This is a genomic window from Kribbella yunnanensis, from assembly GCF_039529655.1.
Lineage (GTDB): Bacteria > Actinomycetota > Actinomycetes > Propionibacteriales > Kribbellaceae > Kribbella > Kribbella yunnanensis.
Genome location: NZ_BAAANF010000017.1, coordinates 148,521 through 170,401 on the forward strand (window position 1 = coordinate 148,521; position 21,881 = coordinate 170,401).

Here is a 21,881-nt window from a genome sequence, read left to right on the forward strand (position 1 = left end):
CAGAGGACACCTGCTGGTAGCTCACCTGGGGGAATCACTGCACTTCGAGGTAGTCGACTTCGGTGAAGGCGGTGCCCTTGGTCAGGCGGATGGTGTTCCAGCCGGCTTTCAGGGTCACGGAGGCTGACGACTGTTTCCAGTTGTCCCAGCCGGTGACGGGGTAGCTGACCTGGCCCTGGTTGGTGCCGTTGACAACTAGTCCGTGGGTGGCGGTCGTCGCTGAGCCGTTGGCGTAGGCGACGTGCACGGTGTAGTTGCCTGCCACGGGTGCGAAGACCGAGTTCTGGGTCCAGGAGTCGGTAAAGTCGATGTGGGCGACGACCTTGCCACCCGATGCGCCGGCGGCGTTCGACCGTACGTCACAATGATTGCGGGTGCCGCTTTCCGCCTCGTACCGGACGCGGCTGCCACGGACGACCGGATAGTCGTTCGCCCAGCCGAGATCGGCGACGTACACCTGTCGGGCGCCATTCACCCAGCCATGCAGGAACACCTTGTCCTGCACGAAGTCTGCGCCGCCGGGGCCGCAGACGTGGTCGTCGAACGTTGCCGTGGTCATCAGAGGTCGGGACGCCGTGGTCCACGGGCCGGTCAGACTGGTCGCGGTTGCGTACGACGTCAGGTAGTTGCAGCCCGTGTAGCTGCCGCCCGAGTAGAACAGCACGTACCGGCTACCGCGCTGGACCAGGTCGGGCGCTTCGATGATTCCGGTGGAGGTCAGGAGCGCGGTGTTCCCGCCGGAGAGCTTCGTGCCGTTGTTCGTCGTACGGGTCAGCCAGAGTGTCGACGGCTTCGAGACGGCGTTGCCGTCGTTCTTCCAGACCAGGTAGCGGGAACCGTTCGTGTCGACGAAGGTGTTCGCGTCGATCGCGCCGCCGAGGTCGAGCGGGCAGATCAGCGGCTGGTCGCCGACCGGCGTGAACGGGCCGAGCGGGGAGGACGCCGTCGCGGCACCGATGCATTCGCGACCGGATGCCTTGTGCCAGGCGGTGTAGGTGAGGGTGTAGCTGCCGTCAGGGTTCGGGTGGACGTCCGGAGCCCAGGTCCGGCCCGGCTGGGCCCAGGCGCTGGACGGTCCACCCGGCATCGCGTTGCCGCGAACGGTCCACGGACCTCGCGCACTCGGCGCGGTGGCGACCGGGACATGGCCGCGACTGCCGTTCGTCGCGTACGCGTACCAAGTCCCGTTCTGCTGGAAGACGTCCGGATCCGGGAAGTTCTCCCCGATGATTACCGAAGGGAACACGGCAGCCGTTGTCGCGGCCTGCACCGGCAGCGGGAAGAAGACAGCCAAGCTGAGCACGACCGCAAGAAGTCGTCGCATCGGGCACTCCTCAGGTTGGGGCGGGAACCTGCAGGAGCTACCTTTCCATCGATTCACCCAGAAGGCGAGGCCCTACGTTCGAGCGGCGCGAGTTGCGCGACGCGCGGCGCCTGGAAGGACACGGTCGAGGAGTCGCTTCAAGCGAGGCGCGAGTGGTTGCTCGACCCAGTAGTGCAGCGCGGCAGCGACCCCGAACATGGCAGCCGTCGTCAGCGTGACCAGGAGGATGCGGCCGAAGCGGTCGCCGAGACGCTCGAAGATGATGAACCCGATGTGTGCGTGCACGAGGTAGAGCGGATAGGTCAGGGCGCCGAGTACGGCGAACCACGGGCGGCCGAGCCGGATGGTGAGCTTGAGAGCGATCGCCATCATGATCGCGAAGATGGCCACGATCGTAGCGACGACGGCGGTCCGGTCGATCTCGGTGCCGTAGCGAAGACCGACCCGGTCGGCGAATCCGATGGCACGGTAGATCGCGTTGCCTAGACAGATCGCCACGATCAACAGGGCTTCCCGCGTGACGTCGTACCGGTAGATCAGGCAGAGTGCCATCCCGGCGATGAAGTAGTGCGAGAACTGCGTGTTCAGCACCAGATCGGTTGCTTGCGGCAACAGACCGGTCTGGAAGACGAAGGTGGCGGCGAGCCAGATCCACAGGAAGTTGGTGACCCGGCGACGGGTGATCCCGATCCAGGTGAGGATCAGGATCATCACGTAGAACCGCAGCTCGGCCCAAAGTGTCCAGTAGACCACATCCACGTTCTCGATGTTCGGCAGTGAGTTGAACATCGTCAGATTGGCCAGGTACTGCGGGATCGACACCGGGAACCGGCCCTGGCTGAGTCCGATCGACACGATCGTCGTCAGCGTGACGGCGACCCAGTACGCCGGATAGAGCCGAACCGCGCGCGAGATGACGAACGACCGTGGCGACCGCTCCCAGGCACTCAGCAGCACAACGAAACCACTGATCGTGAAGAACAGATCGACACCCAGATAGCCGTAGCGCGCCACCAGGCCGGCATCCGGGAAGTGGAGCGGCGACAAGCCTCCGGCGTACCCCGAGAACAAGTAGTGATAAGCCACCACCGACACGGCGGCGATGATCCGTAGCAGGTCGATCTCGTGCAAACGTGCCGCCGGGCGCAGCGGTGAGTGGTCCACTCCGAAGACGTTAGGTATCCGACCTGCTGACCGTCGTCACCCCACAGTGGACACTGATCCGTAGCTCTTCTGGGGGACAAGACCTACGTCAGGCTGCGGCGAGCATGACGTCCCGGAGGCGTTCGACGTACAGGCGCATGCTCTTGTACGCCGCGTCCGTGTCGGGGTACCGGCAGGCGAACTGCAGGCCCTCGTGGACTCGGCTGATCCACACGCACACCTGGTCGCCGTACGAGACCCGGATCAGGCCGTAGGCCTTCAGTTCCTGCCACCGCTCGGACCCGGCGACACCGCGGCCGTCAGCGAACGAGACGATCGAGTAGAGGTCGGGAGACGTGGGGCGGAAGTCGGTGCCGAGGAGTTGGAGGATGCGGGCGACAGGTACTCGCGACATCGGCCGGTTCTTGCGGAGTTCGGTGCGGACCGAGTCGAGCGCGGTGTCGAAATCCGTTGCCTCGGACACCGGAATCTCGAGGGGCGCACCACCGACGTACCAGCCGACCGATTCGGACAACTCCGACTTGACCCTCGTGTGGAACGGGGCGACGGTGCGATAGACCTCTTGGCCGGTCAGCTCGCGGACGATGAGGGCGGTGGCTGCGAGCACGCCGACCAGGCTCCCGCCGTACGGGCGGCAGTGTTTCTCGAATGCGGCCGCATCGGCGTCGTTCACCAGCATCTCGTGCAGGAACTTCTGGGTCGGCAGTGGGCCTTCGGGGTCGAGGCCGAGGTCGAGCGGGAAGTTCGGGAGCTTGCCGTCGCAGTTCGCCACGAATTCACGCCAGCGGTCGACGATCGGGTGGTTCGCGTCGATCTCATCGGCCTTCGTGCGTTCGGCGGCGCTGAAGTCGACGTAGCTGGCGACCGGTACGGCGTTCTCCGTTCGTCCTTCGAGGCCGGCTGCGTAGAGCTCGTGGATCTCCGTGGGGATGCGGTAGATCGAGTACGCGTCGACGTTGCTGTGGTCGAAGGCGAGGTAGACGCTCGTGCTGTCGTCTCGGACGACCGCTGTGTAGATGAAGTTCGGCCAGCTCAGCGCGTCCGCCGCGACGTCGAATCTGTCTTGCAAGTACTGCGTCAGTACGTCGGCATCGGGGAAGTTGCCGGCGTCTTCGCGATGCAGTACCAGCGAATCGGCCTCCAGCGTGAAGCGCTGCATCTGGCCGTCGACGGCGCGGAAGCCGCTGCGCATCGTCTCGTGCCGCAGCGTCCAAAGGCGAAGAGCTTGTTCGAGTACGTCGAGGTTGATCGGGCCCGGGATGTCGAAGGCCGTGCCCAGCCAGGTCGGTACGAACAGACCGCCGTCGCGCACCGACCGCGCGGTCTGCACGTGGGACTCCTGGACATAACTCGGCGGACGCGAGTCCTCCGGCAGCGTCGCCGCGGCCTCGATGGCCATCGGGTGAACAGTCCACTCCACCAGGTGGCCGGGACGAATCTCGCAACGCTGGATATCGGTCATGCGCATAGGTGTACTCCGGTTCGCAGGGGGCGTCGAAACATGAGTAGGGCAAGGGAAAGTAGCCGCGGACTGCCGGAAATGCGGAAGCACGTCCCAGCCCGATCGGACGTCAACAACCCTTGGGGGAGACGCGGACGCAGGTCAAGTGAAACTGGAAAAACCTACGGTGATCTCACAAGCTGATTGCCCTGGGCACCCATACGGCTAGCCGACGAGGGCTGGGGAGAGCGTGCTGACTGCCGTGGTGAGGGGCGTGAGGTCCTGGCGGAGGCGCGCGAACATGATGGCGCCTTCGAGGGTGCTGATCATCAGAACTGCGAGGCGGCGGGCTCGGCTCGGAGCGATGTCCATCCGGACCAGTTCGTCGGTGACGGCTTGCTCCCAGCGGTCGAGCGCGGTGCGGATCTGACTGGTGAGCGGCGCGTCGGTGCCGCCCAGGTCGGCGACCGAGGCCATCACCGGGCAGCCGCGCTCGAAGCCGCGCTTGGTGAACTCGTCCTTCCACTGCTTGACCATGTGGGCGAACAGGCCGGCTGGGGTCGGGTTGCTGGTCGTCTCCGGGTAGCGGGCAGCCCACGCCGCGGCGAAGTCTCCCGCCCACAGCAGCGCCTCGCCGACCAACTGGTCCTTGCCGCCGGGGAAGTAGTGCTGGAACGATCCGCGCGGCGCGCCGGCGTGCTCGATGATCTCGCGGACGCCGGTGCCGGCCGGTCCGCGTGCCCGGACCAGCTGAGCCGCGCTGTACACCATCCGCGCCCGCGGACTCCGCTCCATCTGAGAACTCCCTTGGCTATATGACAGCCGTCATAGTACCGTTCTATGACAGTTGTCATAGAACGGAGTCGGCGATGCGTATCGGGTTCCTCGGTCTCGGTGTGATGGGTCAGCCGATGGCACTCAACCTGGCCCGGGCCGGTACGGCGCCGATCGTCTGGAACCGGTCGCCCGATCGCTGCGACCCGGTCCGCGCGGCGGGCGCGAAGATCGCGGACTCGCCCGCCGAGGTTCTCCAGCAGGCCGACGTCGTGCTGATGATGCTGGCCGACGAGCCGGCGATCGACGCCGTACTCGGCCGTGGCACGGAGGCATTCGCAGCGGTCGCCGGCAGAACGATCGTGCACATGGGTACGACGTCGCCCGAGTACTCGCGTGAGCTCGAGGCCGCCGTCCGTGCCGCCGGCGGCCGGTACGTCGAGGCGCCGGTGTCCGGTTCGCGTAAGCCCGCCGAGGCCGGTGAGTTGGTCGCCATGCTGGCCGGTGAGCCCGCCGCGGTGGCGCAGGTTCGCGCCCTGCTCGGCCCGGTCTGCCAGCAGACGTTCGACTGCGGCCTGGTGCCGAACGGCCTGCTGACCAAGCTCGCGGTGAACATCTTCTTGATCACGATGGTCACCGGTCTCGCCGAGGCGACCCATTTCGCCGCCGAACACGGGCTCGCGTTGAATCAGTTCGCCGAGGTGCTCGACGCCGGCCCGATGGCGAGCAGCGTGTCCCAGGTGAAGGTACGCAAACTCGTCACCGGCGACCTCGACGTACAGGCCTCGATCTCGAACGTCCTCGAGAACAACCGGCTGATCGCCGAACAAGCCCGCGCCACCGGCATCGCCGTACCGCTGCTCGATGTGTGTCACAGCCTGTACGGCGAGACGCTGGCGCTCGGGCTCGGCGCCTCGGACATGGTCGCGGTGGTGCGCGCAATAGAACGCCGTACCGCTTCGGAATGACCTGTCGGCGGCGTTGCAATGCCGGTTAGCACCACGAGCCGGTACGACGTTGTGCACGGGTCAACCACGTGCGTGATCGAAAGGTGGTTGAGGGGTGCTCAAGGTGAGCTGGTCGGCGCGACCTTGAGCACGGTTCGACCGTTTCGGCGGCTCCCGGATGGTTGGTGGGCGCTCAAGGTGATCGCCGGGCAGTGGCCTGCTGGCAGTCGGCCCGCACCGCACCTCACCAAGACCGCACGGGCGTTGGGTAGATTGGGGGTGCGCACTGGGGCTCTGGGGGAGGGGACGCGCATGGGTTCTGCCGTGGACGCCGCGTTCGAGGTGCTGGTCCTCGGCCCGACCCTGCTTCGCGTGAGGGGTGCGGAGTTGCGTGTCGATCGGCCGTTGCAGCGAGCGCTGCTGGTTCGGCTTGCTATGGCCCGCGGTCATGGGGTGCCGGATGAGGTGTTGGCTGGGGCGGTGTGGGGCGAGGTCGAGAAGCCGCGGGAGCGGCTGCGGGTGCTGGCGCATCGGCTGCGGCGCTCGCTCGGGGACTACGCGGGGCTCGTGCACCGTACCGAGAACGGCTACGCGCTCACCGGCAGCGGACCGGCTGATCTGATCAAGGTCGAGCAGTTGCTGCCGGCGGTGGAGGTTGCTCGCCGGGACCAGGGTTACGGCGCGGTGAGTAGCGCGGCGGCCGATGCGCTCGCGCTGTGGCGTGGTCCGGCCCTGGCCGATCTTCGCGATACGCCCTTTGGAGCCGTCGAGGCGGCGCGGCTGGACGACCTGTTCATCGAGTTGCAGACGAACCGGATCGAAGCCGAGCTGGCCCGTGGCGCCGTCGTGGTCACTGAGGCTGACCAGCTCGCACGGCAGAATCCGCTGAACGAACGCCTGGTCGGGTTGGCCGTGATCGCGCTGTACCGGGCTGGTCAGCAGGCCGAAGCGCTGGCCCGGATCGCGACTCTGCGGACTGCACTCGCCGACCAGCTCGGCATCGACCCGTCCCGCGAAACCACCGACCTCGAACTGAAACTCCTGCGCCAGGACCCCTCGCTGCTACCACCCGTCCAGCCGCCCGCAGTCGCCGTACGGGCCGGTGTCCGCCGTGCCGCAACACCAAGGCCCGGGGCACCGACGCCCGCAACGCCGGCGGCCGCACCACCGACGGCCGGCGCTTCGCGGGCTGGTACGTCGATGGTTGGGCGGGACGGCGATCTCGCGGTCCTGCTGGATCGGCTGAGCGGACCTGCCGTGATCACGCTGACCGGCGGCCCCGGGGTGGGGAAGACACGGCTGGCCAAGGAGGTTTCGGCGACTGTCAGTGGGTCGGGCAGAGCGGCGTACTGGCTGGATCTCACCGCGATCACCACGCCAGAGGCGATATTGCCCAGCCTCGCCTCGGTGACGGGGGTCGAAGCTAGCGCGGATGGGTTGTTGTCGCGCTGTGTCGAGAGGCTCGCCGGCGGTCTGCTGGTCCTCGACAACGCGGAGCACCTGGTCGAGCCTGTCGGGACCCTGCTGTCCGAGATCGGCGATCAAGGTGTCTCGATCCTGGTGACGTCGCAGCAGCCGGTTCGGGTCGTCGGCGAGCAAGTGCATCCCATCGGACCTCTCGACCGCGAGGCCGCCGCTCGCCTGTTCCGGGAGCGCAGTCGGCTGCCACCGGACGGCCAGACACAGCTGATCGACGAGATCTGCACTGCCGTCGACCGGCTGCCGCTGGCTATCGAGCTCGCGGCCGGCCTGACGCGGACCATGACCGTCGAGCAGTTGGCACTGCGGATCGAGGACCGGTTGCGGTTGCTTGTCGGTGGCATGCGCTCGGCCGGTCGACGCCATACCAGCCTCCGTCGGGCGATCGACTGGAGCAGCTCGCTCCTCGACCCGCTCGGCCGTGAAGTCCTGTACCGCGTCGCCGTCTTCGTCGGCGGTTTCACCCTCGACGCCGCCGAACAGGTCGTGTACGACGATCCGGATCCCGTGGACCTGAAGGCGATTCTGGCCGATCTCTGTGAGCGGAGTCTGGTCACGATCGAGTCCGGCGACCGCTTCGTCCTGTTGCAGAGCATCCGGGATTACGCCCTGGAGCAGTTGCATGCCACCGGCAACGAATCCGCGGTTCGCGGTCGACACGCGACCTGGTGCGCCGAGCTCGCCGCGCGGACCTTCCGCGACGGCGGCCCCGACCACGAACTGGTGGTCGCCGAACTGAACAGCGAAGCAGGCAACCTGCGAGCGGCGATTGAATGGGCCTTGCGTACTCCGGGCGAGGCCGGTCGGGTCCTCGAGATCGCGGCACCCACCGGTTGGTACTGGATGGGCCACGGCCTGATCGCCGAAAGCCGCGACTGGCTGCGCCGAGCCCTCGATGCCGAGGACGGTTCGCCGACCGAGACCCGAGCCGCAGCGCTCCGGGCCGCGGCCTCGCTCACCCGCAACAACGGTGACCCGGCCGGCGCCCGACTGCTCGGCGACGAGGCGCTCCGCATCTACCGACACCTCGACGACCTGCCTGGCATCATCTCCGCGCTGATAGGACTCTGTTTCACCAACCTGACCCTGGGTGACCTTGACCTCGCCGCGCAACAAGGGCAGGAGGCCGTCGCCCTCGCCGAGCCGACCGGAAACGCCCGGCTGCTCGCTACCGCGCTCAACGTCACTGCCGCCGTACTGCAACGGCTGGGCCGGACTGCCGACGCGGTGCAGGCGTACGTCGACGCGTGCGACCTGTGGCGCAGTTCCGACGACCAGCGCGGCCTGGCCGGCACCCTCAGCAACCTCGGCCAGCTCTACCTGCAGATGGGAGACCTGGCCGCCTCGCGAGAGCGAGCCCTGGAAGCGTTGCGGATCTACCACGAACTCGACCTGCTCGACGCGCTGGTGGACTGCATGGACCAACTCGCCGCCAGCGAGCTCGCACTGGGCAATCACCAGCAGGCCTTGCGATTGGTCACAGCGGCCGAAGCCCAACGGGTCAGGGCCGGCACTCCGCTACTGATCTCCGACGAAATCGAATCCAGGAACGCCGTCGAACAGACCGCCCGTGCCGCACTAGGCCCCGCAGCCGAAGCAATAGCCGCCAAAGCCCACGACGAACCGATCACCGACCTGGTCGCCGAACTGCTCCGCGGGTGACGCTCTATCGTTGGGCGGCATGAGCTACCAGCAACAGCCGCCGCAGCCTCCGATGGGAATGCTGCACCTGACCATCCAGGGCAGCGTCATGACCAGCAGCATGATCCCGCCGACCGTCCACCTGAACGGCCACCCGGTGCGCGTGAAGTACGGCGAGAACGCCATCCCCGTCTTCGCCGGCCCACTGCACATCGACGTTCACTCCCAGTGGATGCGCCGCTTCGGCCAAGCCGCCCTCGACTGCACCGTCCAGCCGAACCAAGCGGTCCCGGTCTTCTACGCGTCGCCGTACCACCAGTTCACCACCGGAAGCATCGGCCACACCAAGGTGAAGCGAAAGGGCCTCGGCTTCTTCGTAGGCCTGATGGCCGTAGTCCTCGTCGTAGCCGTCCTGGTAGTCCTAGGCGCAGCACTGGGCTAACCACCCACGAGAAAGCGTCGGTCCGCGACCCCACGGACCGACGCGTACGACGACGGTGTCGTCCGTAGCCTGCCGACTGGCAGACGTCAGGGGCCGGGGAAGTAGTGGCCGTTGTCCAGGTCGGCGAGCAGGGTGGGTTGAGTGGGTTGCCAGCCGAGGGTTTGGCGGGTGAGGTGGTTGGACGCGGGGTAGGTCTGCGTGACTATGTTCGCCAGGAATCCGAAGTAGCCCGGCAGCATCAGTTCGTCCAAGGGGATGCTGACGGTGGGCAGGTTCAGGCGGTTGCCGATGGCCTTGGTGAGCTTGTGGAGGGGGATGCCCTCGTCGTTGACGGCGTGCCAGTAGGAGCCGGCTGGGGCCTTCTCCAGTGCGAGGCGGAACAAGGTTGCGACATCGCGGATGTGTACGGCGTTCCACAAGTTGTCGCCGTCTCCGGGGTAGCCGGCGAAGCCCTTCTGCTTGGCGAGTGCGATGAGCGTGGGGAGGAAGCCGGCGCGATCGGTGGTGCTGTGCGCGATGTTGGCGATCCGCACGACTGATGAGCGCACTCCTTCGTCGGCTAGGTCGATGACGGCGGTTTCGACGATGTTGCGGGCCCGGAGGGTGCCTTTGTGTTCGTCGCCGACGGGGAGAGCGGGGTCGGCCTCGGTGGCCGGTCGGCCCAACTGGCCTGGCGAGCCGATGCTGCCCGCAACGACCAGCGGCTTCCCGGTTCCGGCGAGAGCCTCGCCGTACGCGTGCATGATCGGGAGTTCCGCGGCGGCCACGGCGTCGATACCGCCGGACGGCAGCAGGTCTTGCCGGTGCGCGACGTGGATGACGCCGTCGGAGTCTGCGGCGGCCGCCTTGAGGCCGTCGAGATCCGTAAGGTTGCCGCGACGCACCTTTGCGCCGAGTGCGGACAGCGTTGCCGCAGCCGTGTCCGACCGGGCCAGGCCGGTGACCTCGTGCCCGGCGGCGACTAGCTCCGGAACGATGTACGAACCGGAATGGCCGGTCCCGCCAGTGACGAAAACGCGCACGCTACTGCTCCTTGTGAGATCGAATGGGGCTCAGCCGGCGAATTCGTCGACGCCGAGCGCGAAGTCCCAATGGCCGACTCCGTTGCCGGCGAGGCCCATGGTGATTAGGCCCATTCCTTCCAGCCAATGCGCCATTTTCAGACCGCCGACGTCTCGCGGGCGAAGGCCGAGACTTTCGATGAATGCCGCCACGCTCGCCTTCGCCTGCGCATTATCGCCAGCGAGAAATACGTTGGGTCGGCCCTTCTCCAGGACATTTCGGAAGATGGTGTTGAAGGCTTTCACCACGCTGGCGTCGGCGGGGGCGACCTTGGCGGCTTCCTGCGCGATCGAGGTCTGCTCGCTGTGGGCCAATCCGTCGAAGGTGGCATTGAAGGGGTTGCTGATATCGACGATGACCTTGCCCGCGAGGGCGTCTCCGTACTCGGCGACGACCGGCACAACGCCGGCGTACAAGAGGGCTGTGATGACGATGTCCCCGGCCGGTACGGCGCCCCACTTGCCCGCCGTCGCGCCGTTGCCCAGAGCCCCGGCGAGGTCGTCGGCCTTGGACTGATCGCGGCCCAGGACCTCGACGGTGTTGCCGCCCGCCACCGCGAGTGTGCCGATGGCACGGGCCATGTTCCCCGTGCCGATAAGGGTGATGCTGCTCATGAGGTGCTCTCTTCCAATTAGATGGCAGTGGTGCCGCCGTCGGCGACCAGTTCCAGGCCGTTGACGTAACTGGAGTCGTCGGATGCGAGGAACAGAGCCACGGTGGCGATTTCTTCAGGGCGGCCCATCGCGCCGCGGGGGATGAGGGATTCGAAGGCGGCCTTCGTGGCCTCGTCGAACAGTTCTGCCTGCTTGGCGGTGGCGACCTGGCCGGGAGTCAGGACGTTGACCCGGATCTTGCGGTCGCGCAGTTCGTTGAGCCAGACGCGGGCCCAGGCCTGCTGGACGGCCTTGCTTCCCGCGTACAGACTCCAGCCGGGGAAGGCACCGAGGGAGGCGTTGGATCCGGTCATCAGGATCGAGCCGTTGTCGTTGAGCAGCGGCAATGCCTTCTGCACGGTGAACAGCGTGCCGCGAGCGTTGAGCCAGAAGGCGCGGTGGAACTGCTCCTCGGTGATATCGCCGAGTACGGCGGGTTCGCCCATCCCGGCGCTGGCCCACAGCACGTCGATCGAACCCGCTTCCCGCCGGACGACGTCGTACAAACGGTCCAGGTCGGCGAGGTCGGCCGCATCACCCTGAACGGCGGTCACGTTGCGGCCGATCAGTTTGACGGCGTCGTCCAGTGCCTCTTGTCGCCGAGCCTGGATAAACACGTGCGCGCCTTCTTCGACAAACAGTTTGGCGCCGGCCAGCGCCATACCGGTCGATCCGCCGGTGATCACCGCTATTTTTCCGTCGAGCTTTCCCACGATCACTCCGTTGTATTGATAAGGCAGAAAATACTCTGCTCAATCAACGATGCCATCGGCGTGAAGTTGATGTCCAAGACCCTTTTCAGACGTGGTGATACCTTGGAGGCATCGCCGGACGGGGAGGCTTCATGGATCTCGACCTGCGCAAGGTGCGCTACTTCGTCACTGTCGCCAATCGGCTGCACTTCGGCCGCGCCGCCGACGAGCTGCACATCGCGCAGCCGGCGCTCAGCCGGCAGATCCGCGCGCTGGAGAAGGATCTCGGCGCCACGCTCTTCACCAGAGACAGCCATGGCGTAGCCCTGACCGACGCGGGCCGGCAACTGCTGGACGACGCCGGCCCGCTGCTCGCCTCCGCGCATGCAGTACGGCGTCGCCTGTCCGTGGCCGCTCGCGGCAGCCAGCGTTTGGTGGTCGGCTTCCGAGCCGGCATCCCGGTCATCCCGGCGATGCGGGAGTTCGAGGCCCAGCACCCGGACGTGGTTGTCGACGTACAGCGAATGGAGTGGGACGACCAGGCACTGATGCTGCTCGACGGCCGCGTTGACGTCGGCTATGTGCGGCTGCCCATCGATGAGACCGGTCTGCGCCTGAGCCCGCTGTACACCGAGCCGCTTCTGGTCGCGTTGCCCGTCGGTCACCGATTGGCAGGCAAGGAGGAGGTCACCCAGGCCGACCTGGCCGGTGAACCGCTGGTCTGGCACGCCGACGCGAACACCCAGCCCACCAGGCGCCCGCATCCCGACTCCGGGCTTCGGGTGCGCGGGGTGGACGAGAAGCTCGAGCACGTCGCGGCCGGCCGTGGCATCTCATTCGTGGGGCGTTCGGAGACCTTGTTCTATTCACGTCCGGACATCAGCTACGTGCCCGTCCCCGATCTGGCGCCCGGCCAAGTGCTGGTCGCGATGGCGGCGTCGCGGACTTCGCCGTTGGCCGACGACTTCTTCGCCGCCGTACAAGCGACAGCCGAGCTCACCGCAGAATGCGGGAACTACGAAGCGTTCCGAGACTAAAGCTTGCGACCCACGGCTGCGTGGGTCGCAAGCTTTCCTACGGTCACGCAGCTTTGATCAGATCGGATCGGGTCGGCTTCGCGTCGTACTGGGATCGGTCGAGGTTGAAGGCGCTGCAGGCGATCACCAGGGCGGCGGCTGCGAGCACGATGTCCTTCAGGACGTACTGCCCCTCGATCGTCGGAGTCCCGCCAGGGAACAGATCGCTGAAGAACAACACCAGCGGCGCCATGATCCCGCCGAGCGACACCGCGAGGACGAGCAGCCCGGTACGGAGCAGCCGGCCCGTGATCAGGGTGAGCCCGATGAAGCACTCCAACGCGGCTGTCATCAGTACGGCGTTGCGCCCGTCGACCACGCCGAAGGTGAGTGCGTCGACGGTCCGCGCCACCAGCGCCTCCGCCGGGCTCGCCCCGGGGAAGAACTTGAGGATGCCGAAGCCGAAGAAGATCAGTCCGAGGCTGACCCGCAGGATGTCGACGTTGTGCCGGCTCAGCCAGCCGAGGGTCTTGGTCAGTCGGGTGTCGAGCAAGGTGCTCATGGTGGGTTCTCCTGTCGCTGTGGTGTGGCACCAGCCTCCCCGCGACCACCCGCCTACCGCGTCGCCTCGACGGCTGCACTCGCCGTACCGCTTCTGCAGTACCGATCAGGGTCATCACCTAGTCGCTGCGGGGTACACGATGACAAATCGGTGACTACGCAAGGTTCAAATGATCGATCCATAGACTCACGCACAGTAGCTGCGTAGCATCGCGCAAATGTGGGGAACCAGGGGTGGGAACCGAACATTCGGGGTGGGTCTGTTGGCCGGAGCGCTGCTCCTGGCCGCCGGATGCGGGGGAGCAGCTGAAGGCAGTGGTCAACCAACGGCCACCGTCACCGTGACGACAACGGTCGAGGCGCCGTCGGCGTCGTCACCGCCGACCGAGGCACCGTCGACGCCGGTGGTGAGCGACGACTCGAGTGAACCGACCGACTCGGCGACGCCGGTCGCGCTGGCCGCGGACGTCGCCGGACGACCATTGGTGCTGAGCAATATCTTCAAGTATCCCGATGGCTGGAAGGACGGCCGGTACGACGTTGCCGACCGCAAACAGGCGACCGGTATCGGCGGCACCCTGTCCGCTTGCGGGTACGACGAGACGCTGGAGCTGCGACTGGCGAACAACTTCGGCCGGTTGAAGCTGGAGTTCGGCCAGAGCAACTCGTCGGAGAGCTCCGACCTTGAGTTGGTGGTCCGGATCGACACCAACGGTCAGTACCGGGACCAGAAGAGCGTGAAGCTCAACCAGATCGCCGCCATCGACCTGCCCGTACCGAAGGTCAACGCGCTGAAGATCATCGTTTCGCTGAAGAACACTGCGGCGTGCGGCACCAGCGGCGCCGTCGAGGCGGTGCTGATGAACATGGTCCTGTCTTGACCGATCCGGACAGCCCGGAGGTGCAGCCACCTCCGGGCAACCGGTCCGCCACGCTGTTCCGGCATCTTCATCGCTTCAACGACCACCCGGTCATCACGACGCTGGTGGTGATCGGTGAGATCGCGGGACTGGTCGCGCTGGTCGTCGGCCTGATCAAGTGGGTCCTCCCCAATGACCCGGCCACGGCCGAGGTCCCTATCGTGACCGTCAGTACGTCGAGCACCCCGCCGCCGGCCTCTTCGAGTACGCCGGTGTCCTCGCCTGCTGCAGAGCCGGGCTGCTGGACCTCACGCCGTACGGCGATCGACTGCCGCGAGCCGCACCAATACGAAGAGATTCCGCAGGCGGCGACCTGCGACTACGCCGCCGTGATTGATTTCCTCGGCGGTCAGGTCGGCCTGGACATCACGGTCGCCAAGGTCGCGCAGCTATCCGCCGGACGGTGCTCGGTCGACGCCGGCCGGGAGGTCAGCGGATCGGCACGCGATGCTCTGCAGGGCCCGACCAGTGCAGGCTGGCGACGCTGCGTCGACCGGCGGGTCACCAAGAACGTGCCCTGCTCCGCCTTGCACAGCGGCGAGTACGTCGGCACCGGCAGCCTGCGCCGTGCGACCGACCCCGAGTGCCAGCTTGCGGCCGCCAAGTACCTCGACCAGGTGCCGGGAGCGCTGGTCGAGGATCTCGAGGTCAGGGTCTTCGCCGTCGCGAGCGGAACCAAGGACCCGGCCCGCTGCATCATCGATGCCCGAGGCAACCACCTCCTGACCACCTCGGTCCGCAACCTGGGCACCCGCCCAGTCCCAATCCTCTCGTAGCAGCCGAGGTCACCCCGACACCCGCCGTACCGACCATGCTGACCTTCTTCGTGCTGTACTTCCTGGTCGACGACATGGAGGTCTCGTCCGCCTACTGCGTCGGCAGCGCCGGCGAATTCGTCCTGCTCCAGCAGCAAGCTAACCACCGGGGGCGACGGTTGCCGGCTCGGTGAGTCGTCGTACCGGAGATTTAGTCGGTGAGGCAGCGGTTGATGATGGGGCCGAACCAGGCTGCTAGGTCGTCGACGGTGGCGGAGGCGATGGGTTCGAGTTTGACGATGTATCTCGACACGGTGAGGCCGAGGATCTGGACGTTCACCATGCCGGCTCGGGCTTGGGCGTCTGGTGTGTCGATCAGGTCGGCTAGGCGGCTGGTGATTTCGCGGTCGATGTACTCGCGCACTAGTGACTCGGACTGGTCTGCGGGTGGGCCGAAGCGGGTCAGTAGGCCTAGCGGGGTGCGGTCGGAGTTGTCGACGTTGGTGATGAGGGTTCGGACGATGCGTTCGCCGATGCCGTCGAGGCCGTCGGTGAAGATCGATTCGATCGCTGGGGGGACGGCGGCGGACATGTCGACGGCGGCGCCGAAGAGGCCCTGTTTGGTGCCGAAGAAGTAGAAGACCATCGCCGGGTCGACGCCGGCCTCGGCGGCGACGGCGCGGACTGTGGTGCCGACGTAGCCGTGGCGGAGGAACTGGGCGCGGGCGGTGTCGAGGATCCGCTGCTTGCTCTCCGCACCGGAACGCCAGCGGCCGGGGCGGCCGGAAGGGGTCGGCTCCGTCATGACCCTGAGCGTACCCCCAGATTCTTCATCGCTTGGTGGAGTTTCGGCGATTCGCCCGCTACGGTTTCTCCATCAGTGATGAAGAAAGGGTGTCGCGATGCGGGTGATGGTGGTGGGAGCGGGGCTCGGCGGGCTGACTCTGGCTCAGGGGTTGCGTCGGGCCGGGATCGACGTGGCCGTGTACGAGCGCGATGGAGCAGACGGGCGTCCGCAGGGTGTCAGCCTCCATTTCGACGACCGGGGAGCCGCGGCGTTGCGCGCCTGCCTGCCGCCGGCTCACCTCGCCATAGCGGAGGCCACCATGGGCGCACCCCGTGGACAGGCGTTGGCCCTGAGCGAAGTGGATGGCGAGCTCGTTGTCGTGGGCAACCGAGTGCTCGACGGTACGGCGGGCCGCGTGCCGCCGGGTCGTCAGGTCAGCCGGCGGTTGCTGCGAGCCGTGTTGCTGGCGGGTCTCGAGGACGTGGTGCGGTTCGGGGCGAAGTTCACGCATTTCGAGCAGCGGCCCGATGGGACTGTGCAGGCGTGGTTCGCCGACGGCAGCACGGACACGGCGGATGTCCTGGTCGGTGCGGACGGGATCGGTTCCGGTGTGCGGTGGCAGTACCTGCCGCAGGTCCAGGTGTACGACACAGGCAAGCGCATGCTGATGGGTGCGTCACCGCTGCGGGCTGTGGCCGATACAGGCGTGCCTGAGCTGATCGGCGACAACCCAGCCAGCGCTCAGATCGGCACCACGATGATGGCGATGGGGGCGTTGCGATTCCAAGAGTCGCCGCGCGCCGCCCGCGACCAGTGGTTGCCTGACCTGCGATCCAGCGCAATCGACGACGCAGAAGACTTCCTGATGTGGGCGGTGCCGGTCACCCAGGAACGACTCGGCGCTGCCGCAACGCCGGCCGCGATCTGGCGCCGTACCCGAGAGGTTGCAGCAGACCTCCCCGCGGTGTTGCGGGCTGTCGTCGATCACGCCTGGCCGGACCTCACGGTCGCGCTTCGAATCGGCATGATCCCGCCGGTGCCGGCGTGGCCGAGCAGTCAGGTGACAGTCATCGGCGACGCCATCCATGCGGCCCCGGGGTTCGGCGGCAATCTGGCGATGCAGGACGCACACCTCCTTCGCGATGCCTTGGTCGAAGTGGCGCAGGGGAGGAGTGAAGTGCGTACCGCGATCAGTGAGTTCGAGGACGCTGTACGACGGAACAACGCTCCGGCGCTGGAGCCGCACCCATGAGTTTCGCCATGGTGACGAGCAAGTCGCTGTCGCTGTTCGGGGCGATGGGTGGATGGCGGACGGTCATCGAAGCCGTCGTGTCCCGGGCGCTGTTCTTCGTCGTCTACCTGCTGACGGACGACGTAATGGTGTCGGCGGCGGTGGCCGTTGGCGGCGTGCTGGTGCTCGCGGTACTGCGGGTGCGGACCGACGGGAAGTACTGGCAGGCAGGAGTAGCGCTTGGTGTGGTTGGGTTTTCAGCGCTTCTGGCCGGGACAACCGGGCAAGGGGCGAACTTCTACCTGCCGGATCTCGTGCGGGCCGCGGCGATGGGCACGGCGTTCCTGCTGTCCATGCTGGTTCGATTCCCGCTGATCGGGATCGTCGTCGGAGTCGCACTCGGCGAACGCCTCGCCTGGCGAAAGAACCGTTGCCAGCGGCAACGCTATCAACTGTGCACCGGGGTGTTCGTGGTCAAGTCCGCCATCATCCTCGCGCTGTTGGGGCCGCTCTACCACGCCGGCAACGTCGCACCGCTCGGCGTCGCTGCCACCTTGCTGGGTGCACCTGCAACCGGCCTCGCCCTCTATTTCTGCTGGCGAATCTTGCGCGTCCACGATGAAAGGACTAGTTGACATGGCTATCTTTCTTTACCGGCTTGGCCGGGCTGCGTTCCGGCGGAGACGCCTGGTTGTCTTCGTTTGGTTGGCGCTACTCGTTGCGGGAGTCGTGGGTACCGTCACTTTGTCGTCGCCAAGCGATGGCGGTTTCTCGATCCCTGGCACCGAGTCCCAACGCACCGGCGATCTACTCAACGAGCGGTTCCCGAAAGCCAAAGCCGACAGCGCGACAGCCCGCGTGGTGTTCGAGGCCCCGGACGGTGGAAAGCTCAGCGAGCCGGCCAACCGCGCTCTGCTGACGGACGCCGTACGGCGGCTCTCGGCGGCACCGCAGGTCGGCGCGGTGACCGACCCGTTCACGGCACGCGGTATCTCTGCCGACGGCCAGATCGGATATGCCCAAGTCGCCTACGAAGTTGCGGCGAAGGACGTGACGCCGGAGGCGAGAGCTGCTGTGAAGGCCGCGATCGAGCCGGCCCGAGCGGCTGGGCTGACGGTCGAGTACGGCGGCAACGCGATGGACGAGACCGAGCCACAACATCTGAGCGAGATCATCGGGGTCGGTGTCGCGGCCGTGGTCCTGTTGATCACCTTCGGATCGCTGGTCGCGGCCGGTATGCCGTTGCTGTCAGCAATCATCGGCGTGGGTATCGGAGTGACCGCGATCAGTACCGCGTCCGGGTTCTTCGACGTCGCGTCGACCACTTCGGTGCTGGCGGTGATGATCGGCCTGGCGGTCTCGATCGACTATGCCTTGCTCATCGTTTCCCGTTATCGGCAAGAGTTGTCCGCAGGTCTCGAACCCGAAGACGCGGTCGGGCACGCAGTCGGTACGGCGGGCTCGGCGGTCGTCTTCGCCGGTCTGACGGTGGTGATCGCCCTTGCCGGGTTGGCGGTGGTCGGCATCCCGTTCCTGACCCAGATGGGGCTGGCCGCGGCACTCACCGTTCTCTTGGCAGTGGCGATCGCGCTGACTTTCCTGCCCGCGATGCTAGGCATGGTGGGGTCTCGAATCAGAGGTCCTCGCAAGACCCCGGTGAAGCCCGTTGGTCGTCGGTGGGTGGAGCTGGTCACTCGGCGGCCGGTAGCTGTGCTCGTGGCGATGGTGATCTGCCTCGGGGCGGTGGCGGTTCCGGCGTTCGATCTGCAGTTGGGTCTGCCGAACGACAGCACGGCCAAGCCGGGTTCGAGTCAGCGCGAGGCGTACGAGCTTCTCAGCAAGGGCTTCGGCCCAGGTTTCAACGGTCCACTCCTGGTCGTGGTTGATGCGGCCGCGTCGGCCGACCCCAAGGCTGCGGTTGCCAGCAAGGCTGCGGCCGTGCGCACCCTTCCCCATGTCGCGATGGTCGCGCCGCCGACCATGAACCCGGCTGGGAACACCGCGCTGATGACGGTCATCCCCACCGAAGGTCCCAGTGCGACGGAGACGACGGATCTTGTCAACGCGATCCGTGACCTGCCGAGGATGGGCGATGGCGCCACTGTCTCGGTGACCGGTGCGACCGCCGTCAACATCGACGTCTCCGCCAAGCTAGGCGCCGCGCTGCTGCCGTACTTGCTCTTGATTGTCGGTCTCGCGTTCTTGCTGCTGATGCTGGTGTTCCGGTCGGTGCTGATCCCGTTGAAGGCAACGCTCGGGTTCCTGCTGACGATCGCCGCTACGTTTGGTGCGCTCGTCGCGGTGTTCCAGTGGGGCTGGTTCGCCGGGCTCTTCGGGGTCGAAGGACAGACTGGACCGATCCTGAGCATGCTGCCGATCTTCATGATCGGAGTCGTGTTCGGACTGGCTATGGACTATCAGGTCTTCCTGGTCACGCGGATGCGCGAGGCACATGTGCACGGCGCGACGCCGAAAGGCGCGGTGGTGGAAGGGTTCAGCCAGGCCGCCCGGGTCGTCACGGCTGCTGCGATCATCATGATCGCGGTCTTCTCCGGCTTCATCCTCTCGAGCGACACGATGTTCCGTGAGCTCGGATTCGGGCTCGCGGCCGCGGTCGCGATCGACGCTTTCGTCGTACGGATGACGCTCGTGCCGGCCGCGATGGCCCTGCTCGGACGCCATGCCTGGTGGCTTCCTGGATGGCTCAACCGCCGGCTCCCGGACGTCGATGTCGAGGGCGAAACCCTGCAACGGGGCCAGGTTTAGGTTGCGTCCATGGTCACTGTTGTCGGGCCACGGGTGCAGGAGCCGAAGTGTCCGGTCCTCTCCGACTCGGCGGCTGACGTGGACGCGCAGGACCAGCCGTCTACCTCGGCGTGGCCGCCGCTGCCCTGCTTGGGGATCGACGCGTCGTTGTAGTAGCGGTCGGTGATCCGCAACGCCTCCGGGCAGGTCGTCGTACCCTTCTCGATCCGTACGACGGCCTTCGTGGTGGCTGTGCGAACCGTGCCGCACGATGGGTCTGCGGCACGGCAGATCGCCGGGTCAGCGCAATAGTCCTTGGCATCGATGACATGCAGACCATCCGGATCGACGTGATACACGGCTCGATACCGTACGGCGTAGGCCGTCATCCGGAACGGCGGTTGGTCGGCGGCCGGGACGACCACGGTGCGTTCCTCGTCGTGGTACCGGTAGGTGACCTGCAGCCGCCAGGTGCAGTCGCAGCGCTGGGTGACGGTGCGCAGGTTCATCAGATGCGTCTCGCCGGGATCAAGCGTGATGTTGTTCCTGGCGAAGAACGGCTCCTTGGTGGGTTGGCCGGATTCGGTCCGCCCGGTCGGCAGCGGCTCGGGAGAATCGAGGTCGAGATCGACCAGCGTTGTCTCGGAACCGCCCTGACTGAAGAACCGCACCAAGGTTCCGTCGAGAGGTTTCTCGTCCTTCTCGACGACCGGCTTGATTCCGGTCACGACGATCGTGCTCGAGCGGTGATTCCGGAAGGTCAGTCGCTGACCGGACACACCGGCCGGTTGCCCTCCGGCTTGGCGGGCAAGGTCGTCGATCGCGTGCGGGTCGTCGGTTTTCGGTATCGTCCCGGAGGTGGCCAGGATCGGCACACCGGTGAGGGTTTCGCTCACATCAGCGGACTCGATGGTGACCGGATCGTCGTTCCACAGATCCCGGACCGAATCGATCGTCGCGGGGAAGGCCGCTGGAATCGCGGTGGCGACGATTGCGGTGACCAGTATGACCAGGAACCAGTTCCTGCCGCTCAGAGCGTGACGCCAGCGAGGTGTAGGCGTCGCTGGAGTTTCAGTCCTGGCCGTCGCCTTGCGTCGAAGTTTCGCGCCCATGGTGCTGGGCTTCCTCGGCGTCACGATGACTCCTGTTCTGAGGTTTGACGACGGACGACCTCATCGAGAGCCGCGTCGAGGAATGCGATCGCCAGCAACGCTGCGGCGCCGATCGCCAGGTAGTACGTCGGGCGAATCTCGACCTTGACGTCCGGGAGCCAGGCGATCATCAGCCCGGTCAACAGGATCGCCACCGTCACCTCGCAGGTGACGAGGCCGGCCTTCGCCACCCGCGTGCGAACCCGTGCCGACTTCGACAGCACCAGGACGGTCAGCAGAATCAAGGCGGCGATCGTCGTGAACCGGAAGACCACCAGCCAGGACTCGAGCTGGGGCGGTCCGCCCCAGACCGGTTGCGACTCCAACGGATCGGCCGGTTGCCGCAGCCAAGGCTCGGAGAACGAGGCGAACAACATGACCAGGGCAACCCCGGCACACACATAGCCAAGCCGATGCACCTGCGCCGGCGCGACTCGGCGGTTGGAGACCGGCCGGATCGCCAGCACCGAGCCGGCCGCCATCAACATGACCCCGAGACAACACAGGCCAAGCCCGGTGCTCGGCACCGTGTTGTAGATCGTGCGATCAAGCCGAACCGACTGGCCGAACTCACGCGAGTAGCCGTACTTGACCGTGGGGAGTACCAAGACGTAGAGCACCCCGATGAACCATGCCCCGAAAATGCCGATCGCCGGCGTGACGATCCGCAGTACTGAGTTGACCGGTCCCGTGGTCCCGAAGCACGCAGCCACAATCAGCGCGAACACGATCACCAGGAGCACGGTCACAACCGAGGCTGGCTCGTAGTTGCTGATCCGGGTGAGAAACGGCTGCTCGGGTCCGCCCGGCGCGACCGACTGCCCGGGCCGCGGATAAACAAACGTCCAAGGCAGCGTCACCGAGACAACGGCGAGCAGAAAGCCGAGCGAGGACGCGACGACACCGACCAACCAGACGATCGTGATCTCGATACTCGCGTGCTCGGCCCACCGACGGCCCGGGGTGCCTTCGACGTCTGCGTCAACCATCGGTCTCTCTCGGTAGCCCGCCAGTGCCTGACAATGATGTCGCATCAAGCCCCCGCCAGCGACTTCGGCGAGAGCCGAAATGACCGTTGGTGATGTCTGTGTGCTCG

The 21,881-nt window shown here is 66.5% G+C and carries 21 protein-coding genes; 10 read left to right on the plus strand and 11 right to left on the minus strand.

What is annotated here, in order from left to right; genetic code table 11:
- Positions 1–34 precede the first annotated feature (34 nt).
- From ABD231_RS24165 to ABD231_RS24180, 4 genes are all read right to left on the minus strand, one after another.
- Entirely contained in the window at positions 35–1,324 is a 1,290-nt protein-coding gene (locus ABD231_RS24165) for a family 43 glycosylhydrolase (RefSeq protein ID WP_344156205.1), read from the minus strand.
- 72 nt (positions 1,325–1,396) lie between these two features.
- Positions 1,397–2,488 carry an acyltransferase family protein gene (locus ABD231_RS24170; protein ID WP_344156207.1) on the minus strand — a complete coding sequence of 364 codons (1,092 nt, stop codon included), beginning with the start codon at positions 2,486–2,488 and terminating at the stop codon, positions 1,397–1,399.
- Between the two features lie 88 nt (positions 2,489–2,576).
- Positions 2,577–3,950 carry a condensation domain-containing protein gene (locus tag ABD231_RS24175; RefSeq protein WP_344156209.1) on the minus strand — a complete coding sequence of 458 codons (1,374 nt, stop codon included), beginning with the start codon at positions 3,948–3,950 and terminating at the stop codon, positions 2,577–2,579.
- A gap of 204 nt (positions 3,951–4,154) precedes the next feature.
- Positions 4,155–4,724 carry a TetR/AcrR family transcriptional regulator gene (locus tag ABD231_RS24180; protein WP_344156212.1) on the minus strand — a complete coding sequence of 190 codons (570 nt, stop codon included), beginning with the start codon at positions 4,722–4,724 and terminating at the stop codon, positions 4,155–4,157.
- 74 nt (positions 4,725–4,798) lie between these two features.
- On the opposite strand from ABD231_RS24180, the gene ABD231_RS24185 reads away from it, so the two are divergent.
- From ABD231_RS24185 to ABD231_RS24195, 3 genes are all read left to right on the plus strand, one after another.
- A complete protein-coding gene (locus tag ABD231_RS24185) occupies positions 4,799–5,671 on the plus strand; it encodes an NAD(P)-dependent oxidoreductase (protein ID WP_344156215.1) in 873 nt (290 codons plus the stop codon).
- 291 nt (positions 5,672–5,962) lie between these two features.
- Positions 5,963–8,791 (plus strand): AfsR/SARP family transcriptional regulator, encoded by a 2,829-nt coding sequence (locus tag ABD231_RS24190; RefSeq protein ID WP_344156217.1) that lies wholly within the window; start codon positions 5,963–5,965, stop codon positions 8,789–8,791.
- Between the two features lie 19 nt (positions 8,792–8,810).
- Complete coding sequence (locus ABD231_RS24195; RefSeq protein ID WP_344156219.1) at positions 8,811–9,212, plus strand: hypothetical protein; 402 nt, start codon at positions 8,811–8,813, stop codon at positions 9,210–9,212.
- A gap of 86 nt (positions 9,213–9,298) precedes the next feature.
- Here the strand turns inward: ABD231_RS24195 and ABD231_RS24200 are convergent, their stop codons facing one another.
- From ABD231_RS24200 to ABD231_RS24210, 3 genes are read right to left on the minus strand one after another with little or no spacing between them, the layout of a single operon-like run.
- Positions 9,299–10,234, minus strand: a complete 936-nt coding sequence (locus ABD231_RS24200; protein WP_344156222.1) for an SDR family oxidoreductase — start codon at positions 10,232–10,234, stop codon at positions 9,299–9,301.
- A gap of 30 nt (positions 10,235–10,264) precedes the next feature.
- A complete protein-coding gene (locus ABD231_RS24205; protein WP_344156225.1) occupies positions 10,265–10,888 on the minus strand; it encodes an NADPH-dependent F420 reductase in 624 nt (207 codons plus the stop codon).
- A gap of 17 nt (positions 10,889–10,905) precedes the next feature.
- A complete protein-coding gene (locus tag ABD231_RS24210; protein ID WP_344156227.1) occupies positions 10,906–11,640 on the minus strand; it encodes an SDR family NAD(P)-dependent oxidoreductase in 735 nt (244 codons plus the stop codon).
- A gap of 131 nt (positions 11,641–11,771) precedes the next feature.
- On the opposite strand from ABD231_RS24210, the gene ABD231_RS24215 reads away from it, so the two are divergent.
- Positions 11,772–12,656 (plus strand): LysR family transcriptional regulator, encoded by an 885-nt coding sequence (locus tag ABD231_RS24215; protein WP_344156230.1) that lies wholly within the window; start codon positions 11,772–11,774, stop codon positions 12,654–12,656.
- A gap of 43 nt (positions 12,657–12,699) precedes the next feature.
- Here ABD231_RS24215 and ABD231_RS24220 read toward each other — a convergent pair whose 3' ends face one another.
- Positions 12,700–13,197 (minus strand): DoxX family protein, encoded by a 498-nt coding sequence (locus ABD231_RS24220; protein ID WP_344156233.1) that lies wholly within the window; start codon positions 13,195–13,197, stop codon positions 12,700–12,702.
- A 217-nt stretch (positions 13,198–13,414) separates the two neighbouring features.
- Between ABD231_RS24220 and ABD231_RS24225 the strand changes: the two genes are divergently transcribed.
- The 3 genes from ABD231_RS24225 to ABD231_RS24235 are packed head-to-tail and all read left to right on the plus strand — an operon-like array spanning position 13,415 to position 15,065.
- A complete protein-coding gene (locus ABD231_RS24225) occupies positions 13,415–14,077 on the plus strand; it encodes a hypothetical protein (RefSeq protein WP_344156236.1) in 663 nt (220 codons plus the stop codon).
- On the plus strand, positions 14,074–14,892 hold the full coding sequence (locus ABD231_RS24230; protein ID WP_344156239.1) for a hypothetical protein: 819 nt from the start codon (positions 14,074–14,076) through the stop codon (positions 14,890–14,892). The genes ABD231_RS24225 and ABD231_RS24230 overlap by 4 nt, the downstream gene beginning before the upstream one ends.
- A gap of 35 nt (positions 14,893–14,927) precedes the next feature.
- Positions 14,928–15,065, plus strand: a complete 138-nt coding sequence (locus ABD231_RS24235; protein ID WP_344156242.1) for a hypothetical protein — start codon at positions 14,928–14,930, stop codon at positions 15,063–15,065.
- A gap of 17 nt (positions 15,066–15,082) precedes the next feature.
- Here ABD231_RS24235 and ABD231_RS24240 read toward each other — a convergent pair whose 3' ends face one another.
- The gene (locus ABD231_RS24240; RefSeq protein WP_344156245.1) at positions 15,083–15,676 is read right to left on the minus strand and encodes a TetR/AcrR family transcriptional regulator; all 594 of its coding nucleotides are present in this window, start codon (positions 15,674–15,676) and stop codon (positions 15,083–15,085) included.
- 97 nt (positions 15,677–15,773) lie between these two features.
- Between ABD231_RS24240 and ABD231_RS24245 the strand changes: the two genes are divergently transcribed.
- Genes ABD231_RS24245 through ABD231_RS24255 form a run of 3 tightly spaced genes read left to right on the plus strand, consistent with a single transcriptional unit; the run spans position 15,774 to position 19,655 of the window.
- Positions 15,774–16,910, plus strand: a complete 1,137-nt coding sequence (locus tag ABD231_RS24245) for an FAD-dependent oxidoreductase (protein WP_344156248.1) — start codon at positions 15,774–15,776, stop codon at positions 16,908–16,910.
- Positions 16,907–17,524 (plus strand): DUF3159 domain-containing protein, encoded by a 618-nt coding sequence (locus ABD231_RS24250; protein WP_344156251.1) that lies wholly within the window; start codon positions 16,907–16,909, stop codon positions 17,522–17,524. Before ABD231_RS24245 ends, ABD231_RS24250 begins: the two co-directional genes overlap by 4 nt.
- A gap of 1 nt (position 17,525) precedes the next feature.
- Positions 17,526–19,655: an MMPL family transporter gene (locus ABD231_RS24255; protein ID WP_344156254.1), complete on the plus strand. Its 2,130-nt coding sequence runs from the start codon at positions 17,526–17,528 to the stop codon at positions 19,653–19,655.
- On the opposite strand, the gene ABD231_RS24260 is transcribed toward ABD231_RS24255, so the two are convergent.
- Together ABD231_RS24260 and ABD231_RS24265 are read right to left on the minus strand one after the other, a co-directional pair.
- Positions 19,652–20,770 (minus strand): hypothetical protein, encoded by a 1,119-nt coding sequence (locus ABD231_RS24260; RefSeq protein ID WP_344156257.1) that lies wholly within the window; start codon positions 20,768–20,770, stop codon positions 19,652–19,654. The genes ABD231_RS24255 and ABD231_RS24260 overlap by 4 nt on opposite strands.
- Entirely contained in the window at positions 20,767–21,774 is a 1,008-nt protein-coding gene (locus tag ABD231_RS24265) for a hypothetical protein (RefSeq protein WP_344156260.1), read from the minus strand. Before ABD231_RS24265 ends, ABD231_RS24260 begins: the two co-directional genes overlap by 4 nt.
- Between the last annotated feature and the right edge of the window lie 107 nt (positions 21,775–21,881).

What these genes read in the sequence shown, in the direction of transcription:
- ABD231_RS24165 (WP_344156205.1), bottom strand. Translation starts at nt 1,324, where the DNA reads ATGCGACGACTTCTTGCGGTCGTGCTCAGCTTGGCTGTCTTCTTCCCG.
- ABD231_RS24175 (WP_344156209.1), bottom strand. Translation starts at nt 3,950, where the DNA reads ATGACCGATATCCAGCGTTGCGAGATTCGTCCCGGCCACCTGGTGGAG.
- ABD231_RS24180 (WP_344156212.1), bottom strand. Translation starts at nt 4,724, where the DNA reads ATGGAGCGGAGTCCGCGGGCGCGGATGGTGTACAGCGCGGCTCAGCTG.
- ABD231_RS24185 (WP_344156215.1), top strand. Translation starts at nt 4,799, where the DNA reads ATGCGTATCGGGTTCCTCGGTCTCGGTGTGATGGGTCAGCCGATGGCA.
- ABD231_RS24190 (WP_344156217.1), top strand. Translation starts at nt 5,963, where the DNA reads ATGGGTTCTGCCGTGGACGCCGCGTTCGAGGTGCTGGTCCTCGGCCCG.
- ABD231_RS24195 (WP_344156219.1), top strand. Translation starts at nt 8,811, where the DNA reads ATGAGCTACCAGCAACAGCCGCCGCAGCCTCCGATGGGAATGCTGCAC.
- ABD231_RS24205 (WP_344156225.1), bottom strand. Translation starts at nt 10,888, where the DNA reads ATGAGCAGCATCACCCTTATCGGCACGGGGAACATGGCCCGTGCCATC.
- ABD231_RS24215 (WP_344156230.1), top strand. Translation starts at nt 11,772, where the DNA reads ATGGATCTCGACCTGCGCAAGGTGCGCTACTTCGTCACTGTCGCCAAT.
- ABD231_RS24220 (WP_344156233.1), bottom strand. Translation starts at nt 13,197, where the DNA reads ATGAGCACCTTGCTCGACACCCGACTGACCAAGACCCTCGGCTGGCTG.
- ABD231_RS24225 (WP_344156236.1), top strand. Translation starts at nt 13,415, where the DNA reads ATGTGGGGAACCAGGGGTGGGAACCGAACATTCGGGGTGGGTCTGTTG.
- ABD231_RS24235 (WP_344156242.1), top strand. Translation starts at nt 14,928, where the DNA reads ATGCTGACCTTCTTCGTGCTGTACTTCCTGGTCGACGACATGGAGGTC.
- ABD231_RS24240 (WP_344156245.1), bottom strand. Translation starts at nt 15,676, where the DNA reads ATGACGGAGCCGACCCCTTCCGGCCGCCCCGGCCGCTGGCGTTCCGGT.
- ABD231_RS24245 (WP_344156248.1), top strand. Translation starts at nt 15,774, where the DNA reads ATGCGGGTGATGGTGGTGGGAGCGGGGCTCGGCGGGCTGACTCTGGCT.
- ABD231_RS24250 (WP_344156251.1), top strand. Translation starts at nt 16,907, where the DNA reads ATGAGTTTCGCCATGGTGACGAGCAAGTCGCTGTCGCTGTTCGGGGCG.
- ABD231_RS24255 (WP_344156254.1), top strand. Translation starts at nt 17,526, where the DNA reads ATGGCTATCTTTCTTTACCGGCTTGGCCGGGCTGCGTTCCGGCGGAGA.
- ABD231_RS24265 (WP_344156260.1), bottom strand. Translation starts at nt 21,774, where the DNA reads ATGGTTGACGCAGACGTCGAAGGCACCCCGGGCCGTCGGTGGGCCGAG.